Annotated in this window: 7 protein-coding genes and 2 pseudogenes; 6 read left to right on the plus strand and 3 right to left on the minus strand. The window is 65.2% G+C overall.

Annotated elements, in window-relative coordinates; translation table 11 throughout:
- Positions 1-248: 248 nt before the first annotated feature.
- The 5 genes and pseudogenes from JCM9942_RS20490 to JCM9942_RS05045 all read left to right on the plus strand — a co-directional run.
- Positions 249-1,021 (plus strand): annotated as a pseudogene (locus tag JCM9942_RS20490) (malate synthase A); the annotation flags it as partial.
- Positions 1,013-1,459 carry a hypothetical protein gene (locus tag JCM9942_RS20495; RefSeq protein WP_343123476.1) on the plus strand — a complete coding sequence of 149 codons (447 nt, stop codon included), beginning with the start codon at positions 1,013-1,015 and terminating at the stop codon, positions 1,457-1,459. The pseudogene JCM9942_RS20490 and the gene JCM9942_RS20495, both read left to right, overlap by 9 nt.
- A gap of 41 nt (positions 1,460-1,500) precedes the next feature.
- Positions 1,501-2,832: an isocitrate lyase gene (gene aceA, locus JCM9942_RS05030; RefSeq protein ID WP_054658115.1), complete on the plus strand. Its 1,332-nt coding sequence runs from the start codon at positions 1,501-1,503 to the stop codon at positions 2,830-2,832.
- Between the two features lie 161 nt (positions 2,833-2,993).
- Positions 2,994-4,025, plus strand: a complete 1,032-nt coding sequence (locus JCM9942_RS05035) for a GGDEF domain-containing protein (RefSeq protein ID WP_054658117.1) — start codon at positions 2,994-2,996, stop codon at positions 4,023-4,025.
- A gap of 21 nt (positions 4,026-4,046) precedes the next feature.
- Positions 4,047-6,619: pseudogene (locus JCM9942_RS05045) on the plus strand (putative peptide modification system cyclase).
- On the opposite strand, the gene JCM9942_RS05050 reads toward JCM9942_RS05045, so the two are convergent.
- Positions 6,580-6,882: an NHLP-related RiPP peptide gene (locus tag JCM9942_RS05050; RefSeq protein ID WP_054658123.1), complete on the minus strand. Its 303-nt coding sequence runs from the start codon at positions 6,880-6,882 to the stop codon at positions 6,580-6,582. The pseudogene JCM9942_RS05045 and the gene JCM9942_RS05050 overlap by 40 nt on opposite strands.
- A 76-nt stretch (positions 6,883-6,958) precedes the next feature.
- Here JCM9942_RS05050 and JCM9942_RS05055 point away from each other — a divergent pair, with 76 nt between their 5' ends.
- Positions 6,959-8,125, plus strand: a complete 1,167-nt coding sequence (locus JCM9942_RS05055) for a putative peptide maturation dehydrogenase (RefSeq protein WP_054658126.1) — start codon at positions 6,959-6,961, stop codon at positions 8,123-8,125.
- A 16-nt stretch (positions 8,126-8,141) separates the two neighbouring features.
- Here the strand turns inward: JCM9942_RS05055 and JCM9942_RS05060 are convergent, their stop codons facing one another.
- Both JCM9942_RS05060 and JCM9942_RS05065 read right to left on the minus strand, forming a co-directional pair.
- The gene (locus tag JCM9942_RS05060; protein ID WP_054658128.1) at positions 8,142-10,112 is read right to left on the minus strand and encodes an acetyl/propionyl/methylcrotonyl-CoA carboxylase subunit alpha; all 1,971 of its coding nucleotides are present in this window, start codon (positions 10,110-10,112) and stop codon (positions 8,142-8,144) included.
- A gap of 387 nt (positions 10,113-10,499) precedes the next feature.
- Positions 10,500-11,982, minus strand: a 1,483-nt coding sequence (locus tag JCM9942_RS05065) for a carboxyl transferase domain-containing protein (RefSeq protein WP_054658130.1), incomplete at its 5' end; no start/stop codon positions are given.

Here is an 11,982-nt window from a genome sequence, read left to right on the forward strand (position 1 = left end):
AGCGCCAGGCCTTCTTCGACCAGGGCGGTCTGCCGGATTTCCGTGCCGACACCCGTGCCATCCGCGAGGGCGACTGGACGGTGGCGCCGATCCCGGCCGCGCTGATGGATCGCCGCGTCGAGATCACCGGCCCGACCGACCCGAAGATGGTCATCAACGCGCTGAACTCCGGCGCCAAGGTGTTCATGGCCGACTTCGAGGACTCCACCTCGCCGACCTGGCGCAACGTGCTGGCCGGCCAGCAGACGATGAAGGCGGCGGTGCGCGGTGATCTGGATTTCACCGCGCCGGCCACCGCCAAGGGCCCCGGCAGGCACTACACGCTGCGTCCGTTCGACGAGCAGGCGGTGCTGATCGTGCGCCCGCGTGGCTGGCACCTGGACGAGAAGCACGTGCTGGTCGACGGCCAGCCGATGGCCGGTGGCCTGTTCGATGCGGCGCTGTTTGCCTTCCACAACGCGCAGACGCTGATGGACAAGGACCGCGGCCCCTACTTCTACCTGCCAAGCTGCAGTCGATGGAAGAGGCGGCGCTGTGGGAGACCGCGCTGTCGCACATCGAGGGCATGCTCGGCCTGCCGCAGGGGCAGATCAAGGTCACGGTGCTGATCGAGACGCTGCCGGCGGTGTTCGAGATGGACGAGATCCTGCATGCGCTGCGCGAGCGCATCGTCGGGCTGAACTGCGGCCGCTGGGACTACATCTTTTCCTACCTGAAGACCTTCCGCCGCCACGCCGACAAGGTGTTGCCCGAGCGCGGCCAGGTGACGATGACCCAGCCGTTCCTGAAGGCCTACTCGGAACTGCTGATCAAGACCTGCCACCGCCGTGGCGCGCATGCGATGGGCGGCATGGCCGCGCAGATTCCGATCAACCACGATGCTGCCGCCAACGAGCAGGCGATGGCGCGCGTGCGTGCGGACAAGCTGCGCGAGGTCACCGCCGGCCATGACGGCACCTGGGTGGCGCACCCGGCGCTGATCCCGGTGGCGCGCGCGATCTTCGACGAGCATATGCCCGGTCCCAACCAGCATCACGTGCTGCGTCGTGACGTACAGGTCAGCCGCGATGATCTGATCGCACCGTGCAGCGGCACCATCACCCGTGCCGGCTTCGAGAACAACGTCGAGGTGTGCGTGCGCTACCTGGCCGCCTGGCTGGATGGCAATGGCTGCGTGCCCATCCACAACCTGATGGAAGACGCCGCCACCGCCGAGATCAGCCGCAGCCAGATCTGGCAGTGGCTGCATGCCGGCAACCAGCATCTGGACGACGGCACGGCGATCGATTTCGCGCTGCTGACCAGTACCCTGCGCGCTTTGCCGGCGCGCCTTGGCGACACCTCCGCGCTGCCCGGCGGCGGCCGCATCACCCAGGCCATCGGCCTGCTCGACCAGCTCAGCCGCGCAGACGAGCTGGCCGACTTCCTGACCCTGCCGGCCTACCGGCAGATCGATTGACCCTTCCCCTTACGCAAGCACGACTTTTCGAGGACAGCACGATGAGCAGCTACCAGCAACAGATCGCCGCCCTGCAGCAGGACTGGGATACCAACCCGCGTTGGAAGGGGCTGAAGCGCACCTACAGCGCTGCCGACGTGGTGCGCCTGCGTGGCAGCGTGCAGCCGGAACATACCCTGGCCAAGCGCGGCGCCGAGCGCCTGTGGGACCTGGTCAATGGCGGCTCGAAGAAGGGCTACGTCAACGCCTTCGGTGCGATCAGTGCCGGCCAGGCGATGCAGCAGGCCAAGGCCGGGCTGGAAGCGGTGTACCTGTCCGGCTGGCAGGTGGCCGCCGACGGCAACACCTCCGAAACCATGTACCCGGACCAGTCGCTGTACGCCTACGACTCGGTGCCGACCATGGTCCGTCGCATCAACAACACCTTCCAGCGCGCCGACGAGATCCAGTGGAAGAACATCATCGACGGCAAGCTCAAGGCCGAGGACGCGATCGACTTCTTCCTGCCGATCGTCGCCGATGGCGAGGCCGGCTTCGGCGGCGTGCTCAACGCCTACGAGCTGATGAAGAACATGATCGTTGCCGGCGCCGCCGCGGTGCATTTCGAGGACCAGCTGGCGGCGGTGAAGAAGTGCGGCCACATGGGCGGCAAGGTGCTGGTGCCGACCCAGGAGGCGATCCAGAAGCTGTCCGCCGCGCGTCTGGCCGCCGACGTGCTGGGCGTGCCGACCATCGTGCTGGCGCGTACCGATGCCGAAGCCGCCAACCTGCTGACCAGCGACTTCGACCCCAACGACGCCCCGTTCGTCACCGGCCAGCGCACCGCCGAGGGCTTCTACCGCGTCAAGAACGGCCTGGAGCAGGCGATCAGCCGCGGCGTGGCCTATGCCCCGCACGCCGACCTGGTGTGGTGCGAAACCGGCACCCCGGACCTGGGCTTTGCCCGCGAGTTCGCCCAGGCCGTGCACGCCGCCAGCCCCGGCAAGCTGCTGTCCTACAACTGCTCGCCCTCGTTCAACTGGAAGAAGAACCTGGACGACAAGACCATCGCCAGGTTCCAGGACGAGCTGGCCGCGCTGGGCTACAAGTACCAGTTCATCACCCTGGCTGGCATCCACATCAACTGGTTCAACACCTTCAAGTTCGCCCACGACTATGCCCGTGGCGAAGGCATGCGCCACTACGTGGAGCAGGTGCAGGAACCGGAGTTCGCCGCCCGCGAACAGGGCTACACCTTCGTCTCGCACCAGCAGGAAGTGGGTGCCGGCTACTTCGACGATGTGACTACGGTGATCCAGGGCGGCGCCTCCAGCGTGACCGCGCTGACCGGGTCCACCGAAGAGGAGCAGTTCCAGACGGAAAAGGCCGCGTAAGTACGGTTTAGGTGACGACGGGAAGGGGCTCTTACGGGCCCCTTCTTCTCGAGGTCAAAGCGAAGCTGTATTCCCGGAGTTGGGATCCACATCACCTTATTTTGATGATAGGCTCTTGCGCATTACTCGCCGGCAAATGGCGGGGATCCATGAGGCAACGAATGAGCGGCCTGGGGTCAGGGGGACCGGTACTGCAGGAACATCTTCCCGCCAGCGTCGCCGATGCTGGGGAGGCTGCGCTGCGCGCGCAGGTTTCTGCGGTGGAGTTCGCCCTGTTCGCGCCGTTCGGTGACCGCCGTATGCTGGCTGACGGCGAGGTGCTGTTCCTGCGCGGTGATATCGGCACCTCGATGTTCATCATCGTCAGTGGGGTCATCTGCCTGGACTTCGGCCCGGGCTTGCCGCCCAAGCAGCTGGGATCGAATGATTTTTTCGGCGAACTCGGATTGCTGGTCGACCGCCATCCGCGTTCTTCCGCCGCGCGCGCCTATGGCGATACCGTCCTGCTGGAAGTCACCTGTGCCAATTTCCATCGGCTGATCGATCAGGACCCGGCAACGGTGGTGTTCTTCCTGCGCCGCACGTTGTGGCGGGTGGTCTCCAGTGAGCAGCGCCTGATCGACCAGCTGAGCCGCCGCAATCAGGAGCTGGAAGAGACGTTGAGCAATCTGTACAGCGCCAACGACGAGCTGCACCGTACCCGCGAGCTGGTCTATACCGACGACCTGACGGGGATGGGCAACCGGCGCGCGCTCACGGTCTATCTGCAGGAGGCGCACCGTTCCGGGCAGCGTCCGCAGGGCCTGTTGCTGATCGATTGCGATGACTTCAAGGCGCTCAACGACTCCCACGGCCACCTCGCCGGCGACCATGTGCTGAAGCGCCTGGGCCGGGTGCTCAGTTCGGTGGCGGGGAAAGACGATATCGCCTGCCGCCTTGGCGGCGACGAATTCTGCGTTCTGTTGAAGCACGCGGACATGGAGCGGTTGACGCGTGTAGCGGCTTTCATTCTTGAAGCCGTGCGCGGGCTGGAGGCGTTCCCCGGGGCGATGCCGGGTATCTGCTCGGTGAGCATCGGCATCGTGCCCATGGAAACGCATCAGCATTGGAACGATGCCTATTCGCGCGCCGATGACGCCCTTTATGAGGCAAAGCGCCTCGGTGGGGGGCGTGCACAGTGGACACTGCGCTGACCGGTCACGTGGAGCGGTGACGTGGAAGAGGTTCCTGAAAGCCTGCAGTCCAGCCGCCAGTTCAAGACGCTGGTCCTGACCGACCTGTGCGACTCGGTGGCGCTGGTCGAGCGGATCGGCGACAACGCCGCCGCCGATCTGTTCCGCACACTCGATGCCCAGGTCATGCAGTTGCTGCGGCGCTGGAACGGCCGTTTGATTGACCGCTCCGATGGCATGTTCCTGCTGTTCAATGCACCGGTGGACGGCCTGGGGTTCGCCCTGGATTACCTGGACGTCCTGGATCGTCTTGGCAAGGAAAAGAAGTTGCCGCTGCGCGCTCGGCTGGGTATGCACGTGGGCTATGTGCTGTCCTGGCACAACAGCGAGGAGGCTGTGGCCGCCGGTGCCAAATCACTGGAAGTGGAGGGGCTGGCCAAACCGATGGCGGCAAGGCTGATGGCTTTGGCGCGGCCGGGACAGATCCTGCTGTCGGCGGCAGCCGAATCGATGATGCGCAGTGCCCAGCGCGAACTGGATGACCGGGGTGCCAGGCTGAAGTGGAAGTCGCACGGACATTGGCATTTCAAGGGGATGCCAAGCGCCCAGGAGGTATTCGAGGTCGGCAGGGAGGGCCGCGCGCCGTTGCGCATGCCGCCGGGCTCGGAAAAGGCGTGGCGGGAGTTGCCCCTCTGGCGCCGTCCGCTGGCGCTGGTGACGGAAGCGGTACTGCTGTTGGGACTGCTGATTGCCGCGTGGGTAATCGTGCGGCCGGAACCTGCCATTGCTTTCGCCGAGCGCAACTGGGTGCTTGTAGGGGGGTACGCAATCTGACCGGGGAATCCCTGCTGGATGACTCGATCGAGCAGGCGTTTCGCATCAGTCTGGAGCAGTCCCGTTTCGTCAACGTGCTGAGCGAGCTGCAGGTACAAAAAACGCTGGGGTTGATGGAACTGGATGCGGACCAGGCGATGACCGCGCGGGTCGCCTCGGAAGTGGCCATCCGCGATGGTGCACGGGCGGTGCTCATGGCCCGGGTGGATGAAATCGGCAACCGGTTCCGCTTCACGGTAGAGATCATCAATCCCGCAGATGGCCGCACACTGGATTCGCTGTACGCCGAAGGCCGTGGCGTGAATTCATTGTTGGCCTCGGTGGACACCGTGAGCGGGCGCCTGCGTACCCGCCTGGGTGAGCCCAGCCTGGCGCTGGCGCGTGACTCCGAGCCGCTCCCGGAAGTGACCACTTCCAACCTGGAAGCCTTGCGCGCCTATGCGCTGGCCCTGAAGGCGATGGCCGTACGCGACTACGTGCTGGCCGAGAATCTGTACAGGAAGGCTCTGGAAATCGATCCCGATTTCGCGCTGGCGAACATGGGTCTGGCGCGCATCTACTGGTCCGGATTGGATGAAGCACCTGCTCTGGCTCAACTTGATGCCGCGCTGTCCCATCGTGACCGGCTGCCGCCGCGCGATCAGATGTATCTGGAGGCCTGGCAGCACGAATTGCGTTCGGCCGCATCGCCCTTGCCACAGTGGAAGCTGCTGGCGACGATGTATCCGGACTACTTCGCAGGTCCGTCCAATACCTCCTGGTACCTGATCGTGGAGAACCGGTTCGAAGAGGCCTTGCCCTTCGCGCAGGCGGCGGCGGTCCCGCAGGACCCGATGCGTGCGGTGCCGCTGGATCATGTCGGCCGCATCCAGCTGGCGCTGGGCAAGGCCGAACAGGCGCTGCAGACGTTCCGTGAGGCCGAAAGCGAAGGCGGCGGCAAGCCGTTGCGCTACAGCGGCAACGCACTTGCGGTCCTGGGGCGGCTGGATGAAGCGCAGAAGCTGCTCGAGCAGATCAAGCCGGCGCCGGGCAATCCCTCCAGCCTCTATGCCTCCATGGACCGGATCAGTGTGGCCTTGAGCCGCTCGCAGCGGGCACAGGCCGTGGCCGAAGCCGAGCAGGCGTCACAGCTATCCACGCAGTACGGCCCCGACCACGTGGTCCAGTTCAAGTTGCTGGAGCAGATGACGAGAATGCTGGCCAGCGATGCCGGCAGCTCGGCGGCAACCCTGGCGTCGCTGCGAGATGAATCGGTGAACTATGCGCGGGGAACGGGCAATGTCAGAGGACGGCAGAACGCACTGTTCAGGGCACTTGTCGCTATCCATCTGGCACAACGCTCGGGCTTTACCGCATCCAGTCGCCGCGGGTTGGATGCGTTGCCACGCCTGTCCGAGCTGGATGGGCCGTTCAACCTGGCGTGGATGCGGCGGCTGGTAAATGCCACACAGGCACGGCTGGAGGGGCGTCCGGAGGAATCCGTGAGACTGCTTGCTCCGCTCCTGGATGGCACCGAGGCGGTGCAGGTCCGGGTGGAGCTGGCCGCTGCGTTCGACGCGATGGGGGATGCCCGGTCGGCACGCATCCACCGTGCGTGGCTGTCGGAGAACCTGGGCCGGGCCTACGTGGAGTTCAATGGAAGCCAGCTGCTGCAGCCGCTGAACGTCAGCGACGTTCTGGAGGCTGCCGGGAAGTTGCGGGGGGAGTCTGCATCGCTCCCCCGCGACCAGGCTCCAGCGCCTCAGCTGCCGACTGCTTCGTTGATCCGGCCAGCCTCGTAGCAGAAGATCACCGTCAGGCCCACCGCCGAGGTCAGGTGTTCCATCAGCTGTCCCCGTGCCTGTGCGAATTCCTCCTTGCTGGCGAGTTTTTCCACGGTCAGGCAGTAGGGCGTGGCGCCGGCAGGAGGGGTATAGCCGAGCGACGTCAGCGCCGCCCGGGCATCGTTGGCGAATGCCTCGCGGAAGGCATCGTTGGTGGAAAGCTGCTGCAGCAACTGGTCGGCGACGTCATGGGGAAGGGGGGCGTGATCAGCGTTGGTCATGGAGTCTTCCAGTGAGGTGGGTGTTGCAGGTCGGAGTGAGTAGCGGCATGAATCGTAAGGCATCAAGTGGGGCGTTATGGAAGTAAGACGTTGTAGCGTTCTGTTCTTCGAGCCGCTGGAAAGCGCCAGCTTCAGTCTGGCGGTACTTCTCGGTGGCGGCGATGGGTTGGAACGCCGTCGTTCATGGCGTGCGCTGGCCCCGCACTTGAGCGAAGGCGCGGTGGACGTTGCGGACTGGATGGTGCAGACACTGGGCCAGTGCAGCCCCAGTCGATGGAGTCGGGCAGACACGTTGAGCCTTGCACCGGAGCAGCTCCAGGCGCTGCTGGATACCGGGTTGCTGGTGAGCGATGCCGCAGAGCCAGCCTGGCGGCAGCACCGCGAAGCGGACGAGCGGTTGCGTGAGGCGAACTGGTGGCCATTGGCAGCAGCGTATGCTGCGCGTGGTCGCTGGTCGCAGATCGACAGCGCCGCTGACATGGAGCGCAACGGGACCAATACCATCGCCGGCCTGGTCGGCCATTTCGGCACGCCGCGCCCCGAACCGCAGCCGCCAATTGATCTTCGGCTCGGTCCTGGCGTGGCTACGGAATTCGATGCCGTACTGCGTCGCCGGGTGACCTGCCGGAACTTCTCCGGCGAGCCGCTGCCCTTGTCGGCGTTCCAGACCCTGATGGAGCGCGTCTTCGCCGCGACGCATGTCGTGGAACCTGCGCCGGGGTTGCGCTTCCTGAAGCGCAGCAGCCCGTCCGGTGGTGGTCTGCATGCCACTGATGCCTATCTGCTGGTGCAGCAGGTCGAAGGCGTGCCGCCTGGCCTGTACCGCTACCTGGCCGACAGCCATTCGCTTTCGCGCCTCCCGTCGCCCGAGCTGCCGCTGGATCAGCTGGCGACAGCGATGGTGGCCGGCCAGCATTGGTTTTCCAATGCGCCGGTGATGGTTGCGCTGGTCGCCACCTATCGCCGCAGTTTCTGGAAGTACCGCAATCACACCAAGGCTTACCGGGCACTGGTGCTGGACGCGGGGCATCTGTCGCAGACCTTGTATCTGTCGGCGACGGAAATGGACCTGGGGGCCTTCGTCACGGCAGCGGTCAACGAACACCAGATTGAACAGATGTTCGGCCTGGATGCCCTCACCTCCGGTGTGATCGCGGTCTGTGGCTTCGGTCGGCGCAGACCGGCATTGCGCATTACCGAATTTGATCCGGGCAACGCGGTGTGGCCCGCGACCACCGCATGAGGCGGTCGCGCGGCGCTCAACCGGCTTCGAAATCCACCAGCACCGCGCCATCTCCAACCTGATCCCCTGCCTTGGCGCGGAAGCCATGCACGGTGCCGTTGGACGGCGCCTGCAGGGTGTGCTCCATCTTCATGGCCTCCATCACCAGCAGCGGCGTGCCACGGCTGACGGTGCTGCCGGGCTCGACCAGCAGTGTCACCACGCGCCCGGGCATCGGCGCGAGCAGGCTGCCACCCGGGTCGCCGGCACTGTCGGCCTCGGTGACCGGATCGTGCACGATGAAGCGCTGTTGCCGTTCCTCGCCCAATACGTGCAGCACATTGCCATCACGTAGCACGTTCCCGCGATAGAGGCGGTCGCCGACCTGCAGGGCGTAACCGTTGCCGTGCACCCTGCCGATGACGTGAACCAGCGCGTCGCCGACCTGTACCTGCCAGCCATCGGGCTGCCTGCGCACCTGCAGCGTCTGTTGCTGCTGCAGATGTTCCACGAGGAGCGAACGCGCGGCTGGACCGGTGATGCGCCAGCCATCGTTGATGGCCCACGGGGAGGTGTCGTTCGTCGCAGCGGCCGCGTCGTTGCAAGCCAGTACCGCCGCCAGCGCCCAATCTGCCACGGTTGCAGCGCTGTGCTGGATATCCAGCGCAGCGTGCTCGCGTTCTATCAGTGCGGTATCCAGGTTTGCGTGCTGGAACGAACCGGTCATCACCAGCCGGCGCAGGAAGGCCGCATTGGTGGTGACGCCCACCACCTGGCATTGCGCCAGTGCATGCTGCATGCGCTGCAGCGCGCGGTCGCGGTCCGCATCCCAGACGATCAGCTTGGCGATCATCGGGTCGTAGTACGGGGTGATGGCATCACCTTGTTCCACACCGGCATCAATGCGGACATTGGCGCTGGGCTGCGGCAGACGCAGATGACGCAAGGTGCCGGTGGAGGGCAGGAAGCCGCGGTCGGCATCCTCGGCGTACAGGCGTGCCTCGATCGCGTGACCGCAGATCTGCAGCTGTTGCTGGGCCTTCGGCAGCGGCTGGCCCGCGGCTACGCGCAGCTGCCATTCAACCAGATCGGTGCCGGTGATCAGCTCGGTGACCGGATGCTCGACCTGCAGGCGGGTGTTCATTTCCATGAAATAGAAATCGCCATCCGGGCCGGCAATGAATTCCACCGTGCCAGCACCGACATAGCCCACCGCACGTGCGGCATCAGTGGCGGCCTTGCCCATGGCGGCGCGACGTTCGGGCGTCATGCCGGGCGCGGGCGCTTCTTCCAGCACCTTCTGGTGACGGCGCTGCACCGAGCAGTCGCGCTCGAACAGATAGACCACGTTGCCGTGGCTGTCGCCAAACACCTGGATCTCGATATGGCGCGGCCGCTCGACGTACTTCTCCACCAGCACGTGGGCATTGCCGAACGCCGCCTGTGCCTCGCGCTGGCAGCTGGCCAGCGCCGCTTCGAAGTCGGTACTGGCCTCGACCTTGCGCATGCCCTTGCCGCCACCACCGGCACTGGCCTTGATCAGCACCGGATAACCGATGGCATCGGCCTGCGCGCGCAGGAACTCCGGCTCCTGCCGCTCACCGTGATAGCCCGGCGTCAGTGGCACGTTGGCAGTTTGCATCAAGGCCTTGGCCGAACTCTTGTCGCCCATCGCATCGATGGCGCTGGCCGGCGGTCCAATGAACACGATGCCAGCAGCATCACAGGCACGCGCGAAGCCAGCATTCTCGGACAGGAAGCCATAGCCAGGGTGGATAGCTTGCGCACCGCTACGACGCGCTGCTTCAAGAATGACCTCGGCGCGCAGATAGCTCTCGGCAGCCGGCGCGGCACCAATATGGATAGCCTCGTCAGCCAGCCGCACGTGCCGCGCATTGCGATCGGCATCCGAATACACCGCGACGGTAGCGATGCCAAGACGCCGGCAGGTGGCGATGACGCGGCAGGCGATTTCACCGCGATTGGCGATCAGGATCTTGTTGAACATTGTCTTATCCACGATGTACCGCGCGGGCAGGAGAGGAGCCGAATACTTTCGTCGTTGCTTTTGCGGGTGCTCTCGCATTGGCTTTACTGACCCCTTCCGCAGCGACGGAGCCGGTGGGAAATACCCGGAGGGCGACGTGCAAGGAAGCACTTCGTTTTTCGCCACGACAGGGATGTCGTGGCAAAAAATCCCACCGGTGGAGTGGACCCGGAACGCGCAGCGTGCCGGGCGCGGAGGCAGGGTGTGCTTGACCAGCCATTCGGCTGTTGAACAGGCGCTTCTTTTGGTTACTTCTTCTTTGCCCAAGCAAAGAAAAGTGACTCGCTCCCCGTAGGGGAGTGAAAGTCCTTGCTCCTGACATTCTCTTGAGAAGGGACTGCATGCGCATCACATCCGGAACACGCCAAACCGCGTGTCCTGCACGGGCGCATTGAGACTGGCAGCCAAGGCCAACCCAAGCACCCGCCGCGTATCCGCCGGATCGATCACGCCGTCGTCCCACAACCGCGCACTGGCGTAATACGGATGGCCCTGCTGCTCGAACTGGTCGCGGATCGGCTGCTTGAACGTGTCTTCTTCTTCGGCCGACCACGCACCGCCCTTGGCCTCGATGCCGTCGCGCTTGACCGTGGCCAGCACGCTGGCCGCCTGTTCGCCGCCCATCACGCCGATGCGCGCGTTCGGCCACATCCACAGGAAGTGGGGGGAATAGGCGCGGCCGCACATGCCGTAGTTGCCGGCACCGAACGAGCCGCCCATCACCACCGTGTACTTGGGCACGCGTGCGTTGGCCACCGCCATCACCAGCTTGGCCCCGTCCTTGGCGATGCCGCCGTGCTCGTATTTGCGGCCGACCATGAAGCCGGTGATGTTCTGCAGGAACAGCAGCGGAATGTTGCGCTGGCAGCACAGCTCGATGAAGTGCGCCCCCTTCAGCGCCGACTCCGAGAACAGGATGCCGTTGTTGGCGATGATGCCAACCGGATGGCCATGCACATGGGCAAAACCGGTGACCAGGGTGTTGCCGTAGCGCGGCTTGAATTCGTCCAGGCGCGAGCCGTCGACGATGCGTGCGATCACCTCGCGCACGTCATAAGGCTTGCGGGTGTCGGCGGGAATCACACCGTACAGCTCGTGCGCATCGAACAGTGGCTCTTCGCTGGGCTGCAGCGCGACGCCCGGTTTGGGCTTGCGCCAGTTGAGGTTGGCGATGATCGCCCGCACCCGCGCCAGCGCCTGCAGGTCGTTGTCGGCCATGTGGTCTGCCACGCCGGAAATGCGTGTGTGCACGTCGGCGCCCCCCAGTTCTTCGGCGCTGACCACTTCGCCGGTGGCCGCCTTCACCAGCGGTGGGCCACCGAGGAAGATGGTGCCCTGTTCCTTGACGATGACGGTCTCATCGCTCATCGCCGGCACATACGCGCCGCCGGCGGTGCAGCTGCCCATCACGCAGGCGATCTGCGGGATGCCCTGCGCCGACAGATTGGCCTGGTTGTAGAAGATGCGGCCGAAATGGTCGCGATCGGGGAAGACCTCATCCTGCAGCGGCAGGAAGGCGCCGCCGGAGTCGACCAGGTAGATGCAGGGCAGGCGGTTCTGCTGGGCGATTTCCTGCGCGCGCAGATGCTTCTTCACCGTCACCGGGTAGTAGGTGCCGCCCTTCACCGTGGCGTCGTTGGCCACGATCAGGCATTCCACGCCGGAGACGCGGCCGATGCCGGCGACCATGCCGGCGCCGGGCACCGGATCGTCGTACATGCCATGGGCGGCCAGCGGCGCGATCTCGAGAAACGCGCTGCCGGGATCGAGCAGGGCATCGATCCGCTCACGCACCAGCAGCTTGCCGCGCGCAGTGTGTTTCGGCCCGCGG

The sequence above is a fragment of the Stenotrophomonas pictorum JCM 9942 genome, from assembly GCF_001310775.1.
Taxonomy (GTDB): Bacteria; Pseudomonadota; Gammaproteobacteria; order Xanthomonadales; family Xanthomonadaceae; genus Stenotrophomonas; species Stenotrophomonas pictorum.